Below are 17,294 nucleotides of genomic sequence, written 5' to 3'. Positions count from 1 at the left end.
CCTTCGCAAGTGAAGCCCGACCAATCCCGGCCGGGACGACCATGCTCCCATGGTCCGACAATAGCCAGCACTATCCTCATCCCGCGGTAAACGACTTCCTCCCGGCGCGACCGCCGCCTGGGACGCATTTAGCGCTCGCTAAAGGCTCAGCGGGGGCGTAGGGTCGCTGCCATCACCGCACCTCTCAACGGCTTCGACCGGTGACTGAGGGTCACGTGTGCTCCCGCCGAAGGTTTCGTAGGAGCGTTCGATGCAGCGTTTTCGCCTTTCGGAATGGATCGTGCCGCCGGTGATCGTTCCCTTGTTTCTTCTACTTCTCGTGTGCGGAGCCGCCGTACTCAATGGCTAGGGCAACCCGGGTGCCGTATCTGGTCAGTGGGACCAACGAATACGGCGGCTCCAATCTCGGGCGTGGCAGTGCATCAGTCGCGCTACGGCTCGCCAGAAGATTTCTGCGTGAAGGCTACATGGACGTCAGGGTCTGCACTCCGCGGGGTCGCGTGCTGTAGTCGGATGAACTCGACGAACTCAAATCACCAAAGGAGAGCGACATGGCGAAGGGACAGCAACGCGGCAATCGCGAAGCCAAGAAACCGAAAAAGGAAAAGGCCAAAGTGATCGCCGCAGCGCCGAGCCGCAAGGAAGCGGCTTGGCAGCCTGATTTCGGGCATGCAAAGAAGAAGTAGCATAGAGCCGAGCAGATAGAGCCTACCTCGCGGGTCATGCGAGCGGCATCACGGAACTCATTGCCCACGCCCTTTCATCGGCTCTGATCGTACGTCAACCTTTAGGCCAGAGCGTGTTTTGGGCGTCTATCGGCTCGGCGGCCATCCGGACTCAGAAAATAGGAACGGCTCGTCGAGGACTCGCGTTGGCCCTGCCATTGGTACTCTGCCCAGGAAAAGTAAATGCAGAGGCAGCGCTGTATTGTATTGGGTGCTTTGTTCTCGGTCGCTCTGATCGCGGGGATCTGCACTGTGGCTCTGCCGAAAGCTTCGTTTGACCATGGAGGCGTGCCGCACACCGATCCATCTATGCTTCTGGTGTCTGAGAACAGCCCATACATGCGGAACGAGCGCTAGGTGCTCTAGATTCTCCTTGCCCACGCAGTCTCTGTGTGTGCCTTAAGTTTCCCCGATCATCAAACCTAAGCGTACGGCGGCACGTTCACGAGGGTCCCAATCAGGCGGAGGAGGGCCTGATGCTCAGGTCCTTTCGGCTCGCTCCGTAAAAAATCGCCGAGTTCGATATGCGTCAGTCGACCGCCAGAAGGCGCATTTGGCTGATGAATGACGAAAGCATGGCCATTGGCGGGCTCGCGCCCGAGAAACCAGGCATCGCCGTTGGTACTTCGATAGAGCTCACGTCGTTCGCTCATCTGAGGCTCCCTGTAGGCTAGTTTTGTAATCATCCGGCCTTCCCGAACCGTTTTCGTTGTTGCCGATGGCGCATCGCACCAGGGGAGACACATTTCAGCTAAGACCGATTCCTCTGCTTACCTCGCGGACTTCTCCCGGCGCGAGGCCGCCGGTTAAGGCGAGTTCAGCAGCTTCGTCGTATCCGCTGAACTATCCACGATTGATCACTTTAGCAGTCCACCCCTCTGGGACGGCGTCCAAGACCAGCTGAACGGCCTCTTCCTCCGTACCGGCCGCTAACCAAAACCGGCACTCGCCATCGTCAGTAATGACCCGCAGAAGATGCGCTTCCATGTATGTGAACAGGCTGACGCATGCTTGGTTGCTATCCGCGGGCACCGCAAGACCAGTTGCATCTGTCGGCCCTTAGGGTCGGTCCAAGCGGACTTCGCTAATGCCGCGCCTGAGAGGCGATAGCTGTCCTGAAGGAACGCACTTCTCCCTGGCAGCCGGCGACTTCAGGGGCAGAATCAGGCCCCTCGTTGCAATGTGCCGGTATTGGTTTCAGCACCTCCATGGCGCGCTCGAACAGGTGGAACCTATCAATCCCGTGGAGCGGTTAGTGACCAATTCCCAGGTATTTTGAAACATTTCGGCCTGTAGGGCTTTAGTCCGCATCGCCGGTCTTGGCACCTGCCTTACGAGCGCCGGCGGGGAGGTGCGCTCTCCCACCCTTTGCTGAAGCGGAAACTTCGAATGTGTGCCAGATGTGACGCGGTCGATCTTCAGTTAGTCGATCTTAATTCCGTGCTTGATGGCGCGACAGAAGTGCTCGCGCAGACGCTCCTTCGATACGACATCAGTGAACTGACGGACGAGAAGGCGACCCTCCATTCGGAGCATAGGGCTTCCGCCCGCTATAGAATGTTAGCTCACCATTTGGAGGCTGCCTCTTCTCTCACTGAGGAATTGGGCCTCGCAAAGGTCGCCGTTGACGCCGCGGGGGAGCGTTTCGGCCGTTATCTGACTTAGCAAGCGGCCCAAACAAAATCGGGCGACCCAGCCGCGACGCGCCAACGGCAGGTTGAAGACACCCCTCATCGTCGCACTACTCATCCTGTGGTCGTCAGTCACGGCGGCTCAGACACCGATCTTTAGGCCAAAACCGGATGACGAGTCCGTGCGGAAGCAGATCAGGGCCGATCGCGCAATTCGAGGACCACTACGAAACCGAACTGATCGATCTGGTCAACCGGAAGCGCGCAGGCAAGCCGATCACGGCGAAGGGGCCGCGGGCGGCGACGTGGTCGACCTGAGGCGCTGCGGCGGAGCGTGGGTCAGGAAGTCGCGTCAGCGAAGGCGGCAAGCCAGCCAAGAAGCCCAAGAAGGCGGCGAGCGGCCAGCGCGAGATGCTGATGCCGATCGAGGGCAAGAAGCCGGCGAAGGAGGCGGCAGCCAAGAGGCCGGCCTCCAAGCCGCAGCGCAGGTCGGCCTGAGGCGCGTGAAGGTCAGGTGCGAGCACCGTGAACCGATTGGAACTAACGGCTTTGCGAGACGTCGAATCTCCGCCCCTGGCACTTCCCCCAAAGCCCGCCGGGGGAAAACCTACCCACTAGGTTGGCGGTCCGAATGCGCAGTTATAGCGCAAGGACCGTTTGCGCCCGGAGGAAGGAGCAATGAGCAATAGCATATCGGGCCGGAAAGTGCCGACCGCGGCCGAAGCTCGAAAGGTGTTTCGAGATGCGGGCGCCAAGGCGCCGGCGTCAGAGTATGAGACGCGACCAACAGGCATTCCATGCGAACCGGGAGCGCCTGAAGGCGGAGCGGCTGGCTCGCGACGCGGCCGTCAAGCACAAGCCCAAGACCTGATCGTTGGGTCCTCAGTGACGCTAGTAGTTTCGTCTCCGCTGCAGTGAATGTTCGAGAAAGAATCGCAGCATCTCCCTCGTCGCATCCGGTCCGTCCGGATCGGTGTAGGATCCAGCGGGGCTGCCTCCCGACCATGCGTGTCCGGCTCCGTGGATTTCCCAGTGTTCGAGGATTCCGCGCCCGCCGGCGTCGGTGTGGACCGTGCGGGTGTAGGCATGTCCTCCAGGTACCCGCCCGCGATGCACCTTGGCCTTCGTGCAGGACCCGCCGATCGACTGGCGGACGATCCGAACGCCGTTTTTGGAATGCACCGTCGTGTCGCGATCGCCGTGAAAGACGATTGTCGGCACGGGCGGGCCATCGCTCGGCGCTTCCTCAAGTCCGCCGCCTTGCTTCATGGCCATCAGCGCGGAGGGAAGGTCGCTGGCTGCTCCGCAGGCCAGTCCGGAATGAATGCCGATCGCTGCGTACAGATCGCCGTACGTCGATCCCATGACGGCCGCGGCAGCGGCCCCGGCGGACAGTCCGGCGACGTAGACGCGTTCCGGATCGACCGAATGGTCGCGCATGATCTGGCGGGTGATGCCGGCGATGAGCGAGGGCTCGCCTCTGCCGCGCTGCTGATCGGCCGGCCGAAACCAGTTCCAGCATTTCGCCTGGTTCGCTTCCACCCGCTGCGCGGGATATGCCACGAAGCAGGTCTGTTCTTCGGCGATGAAGTTCATCCGCGTGCCGGCGGCGAAATCCTCCGGCGACTGCGTGCAGCCGTGGAGCATGACTACCAGCGGAATGGCCTGGCCATGATAGCCGCTCGGGATGAAGAGCCGGTAGGTGCGGCTTCCCGCGGCATTTGCGTAGACGCCTTCGATGAACCTGGCGCCGTCCGGTACGATATCCGCCGTAGACGGCGGGGCGCGGCCCAGCGATCGTCCGAGTCCGAGCCCGTGGATGCTGTTGGCAAGGTCCGCTGGCGGCCGGGCCGTGCGACGCGGACGCCTCGTCTCGGCGGCTTTCGCCTTGGCGTCGATCGTCGGCGGCTCTCTTCCTGGAGCAAGGGAAGGGTGGCCGGTCCTCGGTGCGGCAGCGCCCCGCTCTTTCTCGCCCCGAAGCATGCGCTGAAGCAGCGCGGTGGCCTCGACGAGTTGGCCCGCGCGCGTGAGGCGTGTGGCTTCGCGAATGATGTCCTGGTTCAGCATGACCTTACCTCGTCCTGTCGGCGAGAGCGGACTTGACCGCCGGACTGGCATGCAGGGCCCCCAGCACAGAGACCGATGCAATCGTCGCGCGGGCAAGCTCGGGCGTGACGTCCGGGGCGATGGTGGCGAGGCCCAGAACATTGATGTGCAGCATCTCGCCCGCCCGCCGCGCCGCCTCGAGATCCTCGCGGCTGTAGTTTCGCAAACCCAGGTCCAGGCTCTTTCGCGCCGTGGACTGCTTGACCACGTCGGCATGGCGTTCGAGCTGGTTGCGGATCGCGGTCCGGATGAAATCCGTGCGGTTGGAGTAGAAGCCTTCCTGCACCATCAAATCGACCTGACCGAGATCGACAAAACCAAGATTGATCGTGATTTTTTCGGTGTCGGACGGCTTTCGCCCGATTTCGTGAATGTTGCTTGGCACCGAACTACCATCCAGCTAGCGTCCTAAGGGATGGTATATGGATGACCACCCTCCCCCGTCAAGGGCGTGCTTCCACGCGCTCGCGGCACGCGGGTCAGGTCAACGCGATCGGCCATGCGGTCATTCACAATTCCGGCGTCTACGCGGAGCGGAGCCCCGGCACGACCCCCGGGGGCCATCCACTGGCGCCGTACATACTGACGGCGCTGATCGGGCCTCCCGGTCGGCTGGTCAGCAGCGGCCTGCACCGCGGCGGAAAGGGCTCGCTGGACGATCTCGACTGGACGAAGCGCGCCTGGGATCCGACAAAGGCCGCCGACCTCGAAATCGGCCTTCATGCGAAGAGCTCGAATGGGATCAGGTGGACCTGCCGCAGATTGGGAAGTCGGGGTCGGCGGCGGGCGAGATAGCGGTGCCGCACGAAGGGACCGGCATGGGCCTCGCCTTCGACGCTGTGGCCTTCCACCAGGAGTATGCGGTCCTGTGTTGGCTTGCTGAAGTGGTGCCCGCGATCGGCGGCGACCGCCACCACCCTTCCCTCGAGCGACAGATCGTCGCCACTCGACATCAGGCGGCGCGAGCAATCGAGCGGCGCTTCTGGCGGTGGTAGCGCATGATCTCGGGAAGCGTCATCGCGTTCAGGACCCGGTCGGCAGGGACACCGCCCTTGCGGGCCATCTCGATGCCCCAGTGCATGTGGTCGAGCCGAGCATGACCTACTACAGCCTGCTCGCAATCTTTCCGCTTGCGGCTCTCGTCGCGATCTACCGGCTCTTCTCGGATCCCGGCAGCATCGCCAAGCAGCTCGACCAGATCTCCCGGATTGCTTCCCGCCGGCGCCCGTCGAGGTCGCGAGGGAGCAGCTCACGCGCGTGGCCTCGAAGGGCAATCAGACGCTCGGTCTCACCTTCGCGATCGGCCTTGCTATCTCGCTCTGGAGCGCGAACGCGGCCATGAAGTCGCTATTCGACACGCTCAACATCGTTTACGGAGAGAAGGAGAAGCGCAGCTTCGTGAAGCTAAATGCGGCTTCGCTATCCTTCACGCTCGTCTGCATGAGCACGCGTTACTGCCCCAGTTTGGCACCAGAAACGACCCAGCCGAAGCGCAACGAACGCGATCAGATTCAAACAAAAAGTCAGCAAAATCACCGAAGCCAATCGCTATCCCGTCGCTCATAACGGTGTGCTTGCAGGTTCGAACTCAAAGAAAGCTACTGAGGTGCCCCAAGTTAGCCGCGCCATGCACGGCCCTTCTTGCCGATTGCAGAGAGCCGCACGCGCCGAGCGCTCCTATTACTACGCTAGGCAAGCCAAACGCCGCTGCCGACGGAGATAGATCTCACAAGCCGGAAGCTCTCAAGCTAGATAGAATAATGAGCGATTGAGATCTCGCCCAATGAATACTGCATTCCTTTTGATGGCGCAGTACGGAGGTAAGGCCATCATCCCGATTGAAGACGTGTGTCGGGATTACTCCTCACACCTCGCTCCCACCAAGCAGAAGTTCAGCGCAGGTAAAATAGCAATGCCGGTCTGTTCAACCCATACGCCTGCCCTGCTCACCTTGGCTTTCGCAAGATTTTTCTTGATCTCCCGGTGCACACGTCGTGCACACGCCGGCCCTTAAGCAGTTGAAAAACTTGAACTCTCGTTCCAATCCATCATTGGCCCGACTGAGCTTCCGCGGCTGAGTTTTTCGAGGTCCAAATATGCATGAACCGGGGAGCGGAAACCGCGTCTTTTGATCTTCAGCGCACAGGCTGCGCAGCCCACTCGCGGCGTATTATTGATGGCGTGCAACCGGGAGCGATGCTTCGACATTGGCAGCCAGATGATCGTGGCCGACCCGCTCGTGCACACCTCGTGAAACAATCCGGCATTTTGGCTGCCTTCGACGCCGCTCGCCTCAGGCAAGACTGCGGCTTAGTCGAGACGATCGCGCGCATCAGGGTCTCGCGACGGACCGAGAGCGGGCTCACTCACACGCTCGCTGGCGAGTGGCGTGCGCATCCCGGATTTTCGTCGGCGCCGTCCGCGCTGGATCTCAAGACATGGCGGGAGGTCGCACGGAACAAACTCGCTGGAAGCTCGGTGTTGCAGTGATGGCTGGTTTTTGGGCAGGCCTCGGCGCCGGAAGGATTCTGATAAATATAATCGATGGTTCCGCCTGACGACGATGACCGCGTCTGCTGTCTTGATTGTGTGATCGACGACGCTCGGCGAGGCCTCTGGTGCGACAAAGGCGCAGCCAATTTAGCGCGCGTCCCGATGAAAATGCCGCCGGCAATTCCACGGATTCGACTGCCGCTTTCCTTTAGCCATTCGTCGAACAAGGCTTCGCTACCGCTAACGCAGGATTCGTGTCTCGTTGTACGGGGGTTGTATGAAAATTGATAAAGACGGCAAAAACTTTCTCAGAAAAAATGCTTAAAGGCTGCTTTCGTTGGGGAAATCTCGTTGGAGCGGGTGAAGGGAATCGAACCCTCGTATTCAGCTTGGAAGGCTGCTGCTCTACCATTGAGCTACACCCGCGACAGGGGCTCCCTAACACGGCCGGACGACGGTCTCAACTGCCGCGACGGTGACTTTTCGCAGCTTGCCGGCCTTACGAACAGGCCTCGGTTCCGGCCAATCGGGCTGCCCTTAACAGCTGCGGCCTTACAACCTATATTGGAATCTCCCGAAACCAACGAAAGGAGGTGATCCAGTGTCTTATCTCAAGCGCTGTCACCTCGCTGGGATCGCCCGCTAAGCTCTCGACAAAGCTTGGCATCGGGGCGCTCTCAGCCCTGGACCAGCGAGCAAGAAATCGGGCGCGACGGGGCCTCCCCGCCGCGCCTTTTCTTTTGCGATTTGTCTTAATCGAGGGTCGAGACCGCCCGCCGGCTCAGCTCGCGCGAAGCCGCTCACGGAATGCCACGGAGGCAATCAGCATGCCGACGCACCAGGCCATGACGGCGCGGTGGGGCTCTCCGGAGAGGAGCACGGTGAAGATGCTCGCAAGCAGGCACGGCGCGATCGCCTTGCCGGTCCGGCTCGCCAGCGAGAGCAGGAACGGCATCGCCGCGATCGATATATGCAGGACGTCCATGTCGAGTCACGGTCTCGTCGACGCCTTCAAAAGCCGCAGATGTTGAGCGCACGCGGGCGTTTGCCGCGCCGGCTCTCCACGATCCGCTCGCCGCCGTTCTCGGCCGAGCTGCCGTAATAGCGGTGATGGCCGGCCTGGTCGTGCAGCTCGGCCGGCTCCGATTGCCCCGCCCGACGCGCGTCGCAGATGATCTTGATGGTGTGACCCGACATAGCCGCCTCCAGCAAAAACCTTGTTGTTTGTGGTCATCAGTCGCGACCGCTTCCGGGGGCGTTCACACGGCGCGGCCGCAATCGGGTTTCAGGACGGTTTCGTCGCTTGCTTGCCGCGCAATATTTTGCTTCGGGATTGTCGGCACGGGCTGCCGTGCTACGTCCTTGGGGCTTGCGCAGAAAAAAAGAGGTGACGATGCTGTACGCCATCCTGGCCTATCACGTGGAAGACGAGGTCTTGTCCTGGACGCCGGAGGAGGACGCCGCGGTCGTGGCCAAAGTCATCGAGGTTCAGGCGCCCCTGAGAGCAAGCGGACAGTTTGGGCCGGCCGCCCGTCTGGACGAGACCCGGAAAGCCCGCACCTTGCGGGGCCCCGGCGCGGGCATGGTGCTGGACGGCCCGTTTGCCGAGACCAAGGAGCAGCTTCTGGGCTTTCACCTGATGGAATGCGCCACCGAGGATGAGGCGATCGCGGCGGCGCGGAAGCTGCGTGCAGTCAATCCGACGGCGGTCTACGAAATCCGCCCGGTCAAGCTTTACGTGCCGGCCGACGGGTTCGGCGCGACATCCCCGTGAGGTGCCGCTTACGGGTCTAGCTCGGACCGCGCGATGGTGAAGCGCTGGATCACGAGCCCGCCAAAGGCGATGAACCAGACGAAGGGCGCGATATGCGGCGCGAACGCGGCAACGACCGTGCCCGGAATGAACACGAGCAGCGGAAACATCGAGGCCATGATCTCGTGGCGCCAGCCGCCCAGGATGGTCCACCACAGCCAGGCATTGAGGCCGGCGATCGCGGTCAGGTGCAGGCCGTAGAGCACCGCCACCGCGTTGCTCATGCCGTAATTGGTGTAGAGGCCGTTGGTCACCGGCAGCAGCACGATCGAGAGCAGGAAGAACAAATTCAGGATCACCGCGCCGCGGCTGCCAATGGGCTGGCGCGCCAGGCGCCGGTGATGGCTGATCCAGAACACGCCGGCGATGATGAAGCTGAGCGCAAAGCCGGCAAGCTTGCCGGAATAGACATGGGCAAGATCGCTCCAGCCGGGGGCGCTGGTGAACACCGCGGCCTTGGGCAGGTCGTAGGCGAGCAGCGTCATGGCGACACCAAAAATGGTGTTGCTGAGCGATTCCAGCCGCCGCATCTCGAACTGGTCGGGCTTGAGCTCGGTCATGCCAGGGACGCGTTTCTCGGGCTGGAACTTCGGGCCGTCTTTCCCCCTAAATCCTAAACCCGGTTTCGTCCAGCTGCATTGCGATTCGCGACGGGATCGCCGACTCTCCCCCCTTCACCGGGGCGATTCGTGGCGACATATCTGGACACGCTCAATGCGGAGCAGCGCCGCGCCGTCGAGCATGGCGTGGCCGAAGGCGCGACCGTGGGCGCTCCCCTGCTCGTCATTGCCGGTGCCGGCTCCGGCAAGACCAACACGCTCGCCCACCGCGTCGCGCATCTGATCGTCGCAGGCGCCGATCCGCGCCGCATCCTGTTGATGACGTTCTCCCGCCGCGCCGCGGCCGAGATGGCCGGCCGCGTGGAACGCATCGCCCGAAAAGTGCTGGGTGAGAACAACGCCGCGATCATGCGCGATCCGCTCACCTGGGCCGGCACCTTCCACGGCATCGGTGCGCGGCTCTTGCGCGAATATGCCGAGCGCATCGGCATCGATCCCGCCTTCACCATCCACGACCGCGAGGACTCCGCCGACCTGATGAACCTGGTCCGGCACGAGCGCGGCCTGTCGAAAACCGAGAGCCGCTTCCCCGCCAAGGGCACGTGCCTGTCGATCTACTCGCGCTGCGTCAATGCCGAGATGGAGATCGAGAAGGTGTTAGGGGTGCACTATCCCTGGTGCGCCGGCTGGGCGGCCGAGCTGAAAGGCCTGTTCGCGGCCTATGTCGAGGCCAAGCAGGCCCAGCACGTGCTCGATTACGACGATCTTCTGCTCTACTGGTCGCAGATGATGAGCGATGCGCTGATCGCGGAAGAGATCGGCGGCCGCTTCGATCACGTGCTGGTCGACGAATACCAGGACACCAACCGCCTGCAATCCTCGATCCTGCTGGCGCTGAAACCCGACGGCCGCGGCCTCACCGTGGTCGGCGACGACGCACAGTCGATCTATTCGTTCCGTGCCGCCACCGTGCGCAACATCCTGGAGTTTCCGCAGAGCTTCTCGCCGCGCGCGGAAATGATCACGCTCGACCGCAATTACCGCTCGACCCAAGCGGTGCTGGCGGCGGCCAACGGCGTCATCGGGCTCGCGCGCGAGCGCTTCACCAAGAACCTCTGGACCGACCGCGCCTCGTCGCACAAGCCGCAGCTCGTCACCGTGCACGACGAGGCCGACCAGGCCCGCTACATCGTCGAACAGGTGCTGGCCAATCGCGAGCAAGGCGCGCTCTTGAAGCACCAGGCGGTGCTGTTCCGAACCTCCTCGCATTCCGGCCCGCTGGAGATCGAGCTGACCCGCCGCAACATTCCCTTCGTCAAGTTCGGCGGGCTGAAATTCCTCGATGCAGCGCACGTCAAGGACGTGCTGGCCCTCTTGCGTTTCGCGGAGAATCCGCGCGACCGCGTCGCAGGCTTCCGCATCCTGCATCTGTTGCCGGGCATCGGACCCGCCACGGCGCAGCGCGTGCTCGACCAGATGGCCGAAAGCACCGATCCGCTGGCCGCGCTCGGTCAGCTTCCGGCGCCTGCTCGCGCCGGCGCCGATTGGACCGACTTCGTCCGCACGACCCAGAATTTGCGCTACTCGGAATGGCCGGTCGATCTCGAGCGCGTACGGTTGTGGTACGAGCCGCATCTCGACCGCATTCATGAGAATGCCGAGACGCGGCGTGCCGATTTGATGCAGCTCGAGCAGATCGCGAGCGGCTACGCCTCGCGCGAGAAATTTTTGACCGAGCTCACGCTCGATCCACCCGATGCGACCAGCGACAAATCCGGGCCGCCCTTGCGCGACGAGGACTACCTGATCCTCTCCACCATCCATTCCGCCAAGGGCCAGGAATGGAAGTCGGTGTTCGTGCTCAACGTCGTCGACGGCTGCATGCCGTCCGACCTCGGCGCCGGCACCAGCGCCGAGCTCGAGGAGGAGCGCCGCCTGCTCTATGTCGCGATGACGCGCGCCAAGGACGATCTTCATCTTGTCGTGCCGCAGCGCTTCTTCGTCCACGGCCAGACCGCCAAGGGCGACCGCCACGTCTACGCCTCGCGCACCCGCTTCATCCCGGAGCAGCTGGTCTACCTGTTCGAGCGCACCGCCTGGCCGAAGGCCGCTGCCGGCGCAGGCCGCACCGCGGCGCAGGGCCCGAAGATCGACATCGGCGCGAAGATGCGGGGGATGTGGCGGTAGAGCTAAAGCGCGATGAGGTTGGGATGAATCGTCATCGCGCTTTAGTTTTTGGTCTGAGCATGATCTTTTCGGAAAACCGCTTCACACTTTTCCGGATCATGCTCTAGCAGGCTGTTGAAGAAGTAGCCAATCGGCGGGCGATAAAAGGAATGTCGTCGCCGCCTTCGAGGCATATCTTACCTTCGAGCGAGCCATCGGCGAGCTCTTCTGCCCAACCACGGCCTTTTGCGGGCTCCATCTCGTCGTTGCCATCCCATGTGAACTCGACGGCATCGCCTTCGCAACGGCCGTATATTGCCCCGGTGAGACAATCCAGGGCGAACTCGCCACCATCGTTTGTGAACAGGATGTAAGAGCCCGACCCGGCCATGTCGTGATCGGGCGTTTCCACGACGCGCCATTTGCCCCGCACGCTCATAGCTGCACCGCCAGCAGCTTGGGCAGGCGGATCAGATTGTAGGCGGCAAGCGCCAACGTAAAGACGGCGTCCACACGCTCGCGCCCTCGCAGCTTTACCTTGGCCAGACCGGCGGAACTCTTGATCCATCCGAACACTTCCTCAATCCGCTTGCGGCAGCGTTGGCTGATCTCGTAGCCGGCATGGCGGGTGGAGCGGGCATCGACCGCCGTCTTGCGCGGGACGCCTGTCTTGCTGAGGTGTCCGTCGATTGCGATGTGCGGCGTCACCGATCGTTCTCTCAAGTCGTGCACGAACTGCGTAACGTCATAAGCCTTGTCCGCGCCGAGCGTGACCGCCGGCCTCTGGGATGGCAATTATCAATCAACGCCAGCGCTGTCTCTCGTTCGGCCGTACCGGTGGCCTGGCTGACAATGCCGCCGACCGCCAAACCATGGCGATTTTCCATCAGAGCATGCCCCATGTAGCAGAGCTTGGCCGGCTGCCCATCGCCCTTCTTGTACAGCCGAGCCTCCGGATCGGTGGTGCTTTGGTGCGTCTTGTTTGAACGCTTCTCCTTGTGGAAGCTGCGCTCAGCGTTACGTCCCGGCCCCCCACTGTCGTTGTCGCCTCCATCCCTTCTGCGGAAGCTCTTGATCGAAGCCCACGCCTCAATCAGCGTGCCGTCCACCGAGAAGTGGTCGCTCGACAATAGCCGCTTCACTTTCGGCTGAGCCATTACCGCGGAGAGGAACTTAGCGGCGATCTCACCCTCTAGCAGCCGGTCGCGGTTCTTGGAAAAGGTCGAGTGGTCCCACACCGGATCGTCCACGCCAAGACCGACAAACCAGCGGAACAACAGGTCGAACTCCAGCCGCTCCATCAATTGTCGTTCCGAGCGGATGCCATAGAACGCCTGCAACAACATCGCCCGAAGCAGCCTCTCCGGTGCAATCGAGGGTCGGCCAAAGTCCGTGTAAAGCCCCGCAAATGCCTTCGATAGATCGTCCAGCGCAGCGTTCACAATCTCCCGGATCTTCCGTAAGGCGTGATCCGGGCGAACCCGCGCTTCAAGATCCACGTAACTGAAGAGCGATCCAGACCGCTCGTCCGATCCCCGCATCATGGCCTCCCGATTCAACTATCGAGAGAATCACGTCCACTGCCATCCCGCCAGAGACTTCTTCAACAGCCTGCTAGGCGTTCAGCCTGTCGAACTGGACCTTGCCTGCCTTCATCACCAGCGGAATGTGCTCGCCCTGGCCGAGCAGGCAGGAAACGTCGCGCAGCGGATTGCCGTCGACTACCAGCAGGTCCGCGATGGTCTCGGGCGCGATCCGGCCTAGCTTGCCTTCCATGCCCAGCACCTCGGCGCCGATCAATGTCGCGCTGGCGATCACGGCGCGCGAGCCGAGAATTTCGGCGCGGATGCGGAATTCGTCGCTCTGCAGGCGCTGCGACGGGCCAAGCAGATCGCTGCCGAACCCCATCTTCACGCCGGCGTCGCGGTAGATCGCGAGGGAACGCAGCCCGGCGTCGCGAACATCGGCGATCTTGGCCACGCTCTCGGGCGGCAGACCGTATTGGGCGCCCTCGTTCGCCAGCGCTTCATAGGTGACGAGCGTCGGCACCACATAGGCGCCCTTCTCGGCCATCAAGCGCGCAGTCGGAGCATCGACCAGATTGCCGTGCTCGATCGTGCGCACGCCGCAGCGAACGGCGCGCGCGATGGCGGCAGCGGTGTAGGCATGGGCCAGCACATAGGTCTGGCGCCCGTGCGCCTCCTCGACGATGGCGCGGATCTCGTCCTCGAAGTAGCCGAAGGCGCCGACCGGATCGGTTGGCGAGGCGACGCCGCCGGATGCCATGATCTTGATCTGGTCGGCACCCATCTGCAGCTCCTCGCGCGCCGCCTTGCGCACGCCGTCGACGCCGTCGGCAACGCGTGCCAGCGCGCCGACACGCACGCAGCAGGGACACGGCGCGTCGCTGGCGAGGTAATCCGAGCGCGCCCGCATGTCGCCATGCCCGCCGGTCTGGCTCAATGCGCGGCCGGAGACGAACAGTCGCGGGCCCTCGGTCAGGCCGGTCTCGATCGCCTGCTTCAGCGCATGGCCGGCCCCGCCGGCGTCGCGGACGGTGGTGAAGCCACGCCGGAGCATGCCGCGCAGCAGCAGCGTCGAGCGCAGCGTCACCAGCACGTTCGGCATGTGCACCTGCTGCGCCAGATTGAGCTCGACCGCCACCGCATGGACATGCAGGTCGATCAGGCCGGGCATCAACGTCTTGCCCTTCAGGTCGATCGTCCGATCGGCCGAGGCCTGGAGCGGCCGGTCGGAGACCTCCTTGATCAGATTGTCCTCGACCAGCACGTGATGTCCCTCCAGCAGGTCCGGCTGGAGCGGATCGAGCAGAGCGACGTTCTTGAAGAGGGTGCTGGGCATGGTCGTTTCCTGTCTGGTCAGGACTGTGTGAGCAGCGCGGGCAGCGCGAGCTGGGCAAAGGGAAGGCACGCCGCGATGTCGTCCGCGCCGTACCAGCCTGACTCGTGCAGCAGGTTGAGCGAGCCGAGCGTGCGCCCGCGCCAGCGCACGGGCATGTTGAGCACGCTCTCGCAGCCGAGCGACGCGATCAGCTCGTAGTCGGGAAAGACGTTGCGCAAATCATCCTGCGTGCGGCCGATATAGGCCTCGCCGCGATCGAGAACGGCCTCGGTCCACGGGCCCGGCGCCAGGCGCTTGCGTCCGCCGGTCGGATACGGGCCGGGGAGATTGGAATAGACCCGCGCTGCTTCGCCGCTGTCGCCGTCATAGGTCAGGATGGTGAACAGCTTGTGCCCAATCGCCGATTTCAACGCGTCGTCCAGCGCCGAGAACAGGGCATTCGGCTGCTCCACCCTGCCCTGCGCGGCCGCCACATTGCAGAGCAGCGGATCGGCCTGGCGTCTCGCCTTCCTCATGCGACTTCACCCGCCGCAATCTCTTCCAGTGAGCGGCCGCGCGTCCGCACGCCCATCAGGACGACGGTCAGCGCGCCGATCAGCAGAACGCTGGTGGTGATGCCGAACACGCCGGCAAAGCCGAAATTGGGATAGAGATAGCCGACCAGGATCGGCGAGACGATCGCGCCGATGCGGCCGATCGCGGAAGCGAGGCCGGCGCCGGTGGTCCTGACCGGCGTCGGAAACACTTCCGCCGTATAGGCATAGACGCCCGCATAGGTGCCGTTCATGAAGAACGACAGGCAGATGCCCGCGAGCATGATCTGCTGGTCGCTGTGCGCGAACGCGAGTCCGAGCGCGCTGGCGCCGCCGAGCACCATGTAGGACGCGATCGTCGCCTGCCGGCCAACGCGCTCGTTGAACCAGGCGGCGCTGAAATAGCCGGGTATCTGCGCGCAATAGATCGCGATCGAATAGGCGAAGCTCTTGGTGATGCTCATGCCATTCTGGACCAGAAGGCCAGGAATCCAGACGAAGAAGGAATAATAGCTGAAGGTGATCGCCAGCCACATGATCCAGGTCATGATGGTGATGCGCGCCTGCCGGCCGGCGAGCAGCGCGGCGAAATTGGCCAGCAGCGTTCCCCCGGCGAAGGGCGGACTGACCGCATCGACGACTGGCTGCGACAGCGCATGACCCTCACGGGCGAAGCCGGCTTCGATCCTGTCCAGCACGGCTTCGGCTTCCTTGCTCCTGCCCCGGCTTTCCAGCCAGCGTGGCGATTCCGGCAGCGCCCTGCGCCACCACAACAGCATGACGACCGGGACGGCGGTGATCACCAGCACGATGCGCCAGCCGTTCTCATAGGCGGGAACGATGAAGTAGCCGAGCAAGGCCGCCGCGACGAAACCGAAGGAGAAGAAGCCGGCCAGCGCGCCGGTGAAGCTGCCGCGGAAGCGCCGCGCGACGAACTCGGCGAGATAGGGCGCGATGATCGCGCTCTCGGCACCGGTGCCCATGCCGGCGACGACGCGGGCGGCGAAGAAGGATGGCCAGGTGTCGACCGCCGCGCTCACGATCGATGCCGCGCAATAGAGCGCCAGCGCCGACATCATCACCGCCCGGCGGCCGATCAGGTCGCCCAGCGTGCCCGCCAGCAACGCGCCAAACAGGAAGCCGATATAGGTGCTGCTGCCGAGCACGCCGATCTCGACGCTCGACAAATTCCAGGCCGTGCGCAGCACCGGCAGGATGAACGCCAGCACGGCCGCGTCCATCGCGTCGAACATGTAGCCGAGCCCGCCCATCAACAGCAGATGCGTGTGGAAGCGCGCGAATGGAAGGCGCTCGATGCGCGCCGATATCATCGACATGAAAGTCCCCCTCGATTGTCACGGGCCCGGCGCGCCGCTCGGGAGGGAACCATAGACAAAACGACATTATCGTCATAATTTATAATTATGATCTGATATATCACCGTGGTGAATGCACGTGTCGTTCCGCGCGCTCGACCTCAACCTCCTGAAAGTCTTCGAGGCACTGATGACCGAGGGCAGCGTCACGCGCGCCGCGAATGCGTTGCGGATGACCCAGCCCGCGGTCAGCAACGCGCTCGCGCGGCTGCGCGACGCGCTCGGCGATCCCCTGTTCGTGCGAGCCGGCACCGGTATCCGCCCGACCCAGCGCGCCGTGGTACTGTGGGAGCCGATCGGCGAGGCCCTGGAAAGCGTGCGCGGTGCGCTCGACGAGCAGGTGTTCGATCCTGCACGTGCACAGACCGAATTCAGCCTGTCGATGTCTGACTACGTCTCCTCGCTGGTGATGCCGAACCTGCTCGGCCATCTCGGCAAGGTTGCGCCGAAGTCGCGCGTCCACACCGTGCCCAATACCGTCGTCGAGATCGCCGACCAGCTCGAGGACAACAGGGTGGATTGCGTGCTCAGCGTCTATGTCAACGAGGCGCAACAGCCGGCCGCCATCCGCTCGCGCTCGCTTTGGACCGTCGACTACGCCTGCTTCATGCGGCGCGGCCATCCGCTCGCGGCCCAGAAACGGCTGAGCACGCGGACCTTCCTCAACGCGGGGCACGTCGATGTGAGTCTCGCCGGCAAGACCTTGCCGTCCTACGATCTCTTCCTGGCCTCGCGCGGGCTATCGCGCAACCTGGTCGCGACCGTCAATCACTACAGCGCCGCCTACGAGGTCGTCCGGCAGTCCGACTTGATTGCCGTGCTGCCGAGCGACCTGCGCTCGCAATCCCGGCACGCGCCGTTCCTGCACGCCATGCCGCTTCCGCTTCGCGCGCCGCCGCGCATCGTCAGCCTGTTCTGGCACCAGCGCAACGACACCGTACCGGCGCAACGCTGGCTGCGCGAAACTCTGGTCGGGATGTTCGCCGAGGCCGACTGAACACGCACCTAACACCCTCCAAAAAGGAAACG

Annotated in this window: 20 protein-coding genes, 1 tRNA gene and 3 pseudogenes; 9 read left to right on the top strand and 15 right to left on the bottom strand. The window is 63.3% G+C overall.

Annotated features, from left to right (window positions below):
- Nucleotides 1–341 precede the first annotated feature (341 nt).
- Both XH85_RS45195 and XH85_RS47380 read left to right on the top strand, forming a co-directional pair.
- The gene (locus XH85_RS45195) at nt 342–509 is read left to right on the top strand and encodes a hypothetical protein (RefSeq protein ID WP_164940593.1); all 168 of its coding nucleotides are present in this window, start codon (nt 342–344) and stop codon (nt 507–509) included.
- Between the two features lie 42 nt (nt 510–551).
- Nucleotides 552–686: a hypothetical protein gene (locus XH85_RS47380; RefSeq protein WP_256477622.1), complete on the top strand. Its 135-nt coding sequence runs from the start codon at nt 552–554 to the stop codon at nt 684–686.
- A gap of 461 nt (nt 687–1,147) precedes the next feature.
- On the opposite strand, the gene XH85_RS19295 is transcribed toward XH85_RS47380, so the two are convergent.
- Together XH85_RS19295 and XH85_RS45190 are read right to left on the bottom strand one after the other, a co-directional pair.
- Entirely contained in the window at nt 1,148–1,378 is a 231-nt protein-coding gene (locus XH85_RS19295; RefSeq protein WP_128933068.1) for a hypothetical protein, read from the bottom strand.
- 1,202 nt (nt 1,379–2,580) lie between these two features.
- Nucleotides 2,581–2,817, bottom strand: coding sequence for a hypothetical protein (locus tag XH85_RS45190; protein ID WP_164940594.1), 237 nt, complete (start codon nt 2,815–2,817; stop codon nt 2,581–2,583).
- Nucleotides 2,818–3,034: 217 nt separating this feature from the next.
- Here XH85_RS45190 and XH85_RS48060 point away from each other — a divergent pair.
- Nucleotides 3,035–3,227 (top strand): annotated as a pseudogene (locus tag XH85_RS48060) (hypothetical protein).
- Between the two features lie 20 nt (nt 3,228–3,247).
- On the opposite strand, the gene XH85_RS19275 reads toward XH85_RS48060, so the two are convergent.
- Nucleotides 3,248–4,423: an extracellular catalytic domain type 1 short-chain-length polyhydroxyalkanoate depolymerase gene (locus tag XH85_RS19275; RefSeq protein ID WP_128933067.1), complete on the bottom strand. Its 1,176-nt coding sequence runs from the start codon at nt 4,421–4,423 to the stop codon at nt 3,248–3,250.
- A 4-nt stretch (nt 4,424–4,427) separates the two neighbouring features.
- Nucleotides 4,428–4,847: a CopG family transcriptional regulator gene (locus XH85_RS19270; RefSeq protein WP_128933066.1), complete on the bottom strand. Its 420-nt coding sequence runs from the start codon at nt 4,845–4,847 to the stop codon at nt 4,428–4,430.
- Nucleotides 4,848–4,930: 83 nt separating this feature from the next.
- Between XH85_RS19270 and XH85_RS46710 the strand changes: the two are divergent.
- A pseudogene (locus tag XH85_RS46710) lies at nt 4,931–5,161 on the top strand (SDR family NAD(P)-dependent oxidoreductase); the annotation flags it as partial.
- Between the two features lie 20 nt (nt 5,162–5,181).
- Here XH85_RS46710 and XH85_RS19260 read toward each other — a convergent pair.
- Nucleotides 5,182–5,415, bottom strand: a complete 234-nt coding sequence (locus XH85_RS19260) for a hypothetical protein (RefSeq protein WP_245473677.1) — start codon at nt 5,413–5,415, stop codon at nt 5,182–5,184.
- Nucleotides 5,415–5,543 carry a hypothetical protein gene (locus tag XH85_RS47375; RefSeq protein WP_256477623.1) on the bottom strand — a complete coding sequence of 43 codons (129 nt, stop codon included), beginning with the start codon at nt 5,541–5,543 and terminating at the stop codon, nt 5,415–5,417. Before XH85_RS47375 ends, XH85_RS19260 begins: the two co-directional genes overlap by 1 nt.
- 176 nt (nt 5,544–5,719) lie before the next feature.
- On the opposite strand from XH85_RS47375, the gene XH85_RS48055 reads away from it, so the two are divergent.
- Both XH85_RS48055 and XH85_RS19250 read left to right on the top strand, forming a co-directional pair.
- A complete protein-coding gene (locus XH85_RS48055) occupies nt 5,720–6,028 on the top strand; it encodes a hypothetical protein (protein WP_420837896.1) in 309 nt (102 codons plus the stop codon).
- A gap of 217 nt (nt 6,029–6,245) precedes the next feature.
- On the top strand, nt 6,246–6,476 hold the full coding sequence (locus tag XH85_RS19250) for a pyocin activator PrtN family protein (protein ID WP_128933065.1): 231 nt from the start codon (nt 6,246–6,248) through the stop codon (nt 6,474–6,476).
- 831 nt (nt 6,477–7,307) lie between these two features.
- Here XH85_RS19250 and XH85_RS19245 read toward each other — a convergent pair.
- From XH85_RS19245 to XH85_RS19235, 3 genes are all read right to left on the bottom strand, one after another.
- Nucleotides 7,308–7,381, bottom strand: a tRNA-Gly gene (locus XH85_RS19245).
- A 355-nt stretch (nt 7,382–7,736) separates the two neighbouring features.
- On the bottom strand, nt 7,737–7,940 hold the full coding sequence (locus tag XH85_RS19240; protein WP_091889509.1) for a hypothetical protein: 204 nt from the start codon (nt 7,938–7,940) through the stop codon (nt 7,737–7,739).
- Between the two features lie 26 nt (nt 7,941–7,966).
- Complete coding sequence (locus XH85_RS19235; protein WP_128933064.1) at nt 7,967–8,152, bottom strand: hypothetical protein; 186 nt, start codon at nt 8,150–8,152, stop codon at nt 7,967–7,969.
- A gap of 196 nt (nt 8,153–8,348) precedes the next feature.
- Between XH85_RS19235 and XH85_RS19230 the strand changes: the two genes are divergently transcribed.
- Nucleotides 8,349–8,729: a YciI family protein gene (locus XH85_RS19230; RefSeq protein WP_164934806.1), complete on the top strand. Its 381-nt coding sequence runs from the start codon at nt 8,349–8,351 to the stop codon at nt 8,727–8,729.
- Between the two features lie 8 nt (nt 8,730–8,737).
- On the opposite strand, the gene XH85_RS19225 is transcribed toward XH85_RS19230, so the two are convergent.
- Entirely contained in the window at nt 8,738–9,328 is a 591-nt protein-coding gene (locus tag XH85_RS19225) for a TMEM175 family protein (RefSeq protein ID WP_128933063.1), read from the bottom strand.
- A gap of 129 nt (nt 9,329–9,457) precedes the next feature.
- Here XH85_RS19225 and XH85_RS19220 point away from each other — a divergent pair, with 129 nt between their 5' ends.
- On the top strand, nt 9,458–11,515 hold the full coding sequence (locus XH85_RS19220) for an ATP-dependent helicase (protein WP_128933062.1): 2,058 nt from the start codon (nt 9,458–9,460) through the stop codon (nt 11,513–11,515).
- A gap of 103 nt (nt 11,516–11,618) precedes the next feature.
- Here XH85_RS19220 and XH85_RS19215 read toward each other — a convergent pair whose 3' ends face one another.
- The 5 genes and pseudogenes from XH85_RS19215 to XH85_RS19195 all read right to left on the bottom strand — a co-directional run bounded on the left by XH85_RS19215 (nt 11,619) and on the right by XH85_RS19195 (nt 16,226).
- A complete protein-coding gene (locus XH85_RS19215; RefSeq protein ID WP_128931407.1) occupies nt 11,619–11,933 on the bottom strand; it encodes a hypothetical protein in 315 nt (104 codons plus the stop codon).
- A pseudogene (locus XH85_RS19210) lies at nt 11,930–13,035 on the bottom strand (IS5 family transposase). The gene XH85_RS19215 and the pseudogene XH85_RS19210 overlap by 4 nt, the downstream one beginning before the upstream one ends.
- A gap of 73 nt (nt 13,036–13,108) precedes the next feature.
- A complete protein-coding gene (locus XH85_RS19205) occupies nt 13,109–14,356 on the bottom strand; it encodes a metal-dependent hydrolase family protein (RefSeq protein WP_128933061.1) in 1,248 nt (415 codons plus the stop codon).
- A 17-nt stretch (nt 14,357–14,373) separates the two neighbouring features.
- Complete coding sequence (locus XH85_RS19200) at nt 14,374–14,871, bottom strand: GAF domain-containing protein (RefSeq protein WP_128933060.1); 498 nt, start codon at nt 14,869–14,871, stop codon at nt 14,374–14,376.
- Nucleotides 14,868–16,226, bottom strand: a complete 1,359-nt coding sequence (locus tag XH85_RS19195; protein ID WP_128933059.1) for an MFS transporter — start codon at nt 16,224–16,226, stop codon at nt 14,868–14,870. Before XH85_RS19195 ends, XH85_RS19200 begins: the two co-directional genes overlap by 4 nt.
- A 112-nt stretch (nt 16,227–16,338) precedes the next feature.
- On the opposite strand from XH85_RS19195, the gene XH85_RS19190 reads away from it, so the two are divergent.
- The gene (locus XH85_RS19190; RefSeq protein WP_128933058.1) at nt 16,339–17,262 is read left to right on the top strand and encodes a LysR family transcriptional regulator; all 924 of its coding nucleotides are present in this window, start codon (nt 16,339–16,341) and stop codon (nt 17,260–17,262) included.
- Nucleotides 17,263–17,294: the final 32 nt, after the last annotated feature.

Origin of the sequence: Bradyrhizobium zhanjiangense (genome assembly GCF_004114935.1) — a bacterium.
Taxonomy (GTDB): Bacteria; Pseudomonadota; Alphaproteobacteria; order Rhizobiales; family Xanthobacteraceae; genus Bradyrhizobium; species Bradyrhizobium zhanjiangense.
The sequence above is the reverse complement of the archived record's forward strand: the minus strand, read 5'-3'. Positions and strand labels throughout refer to the sequence as shown.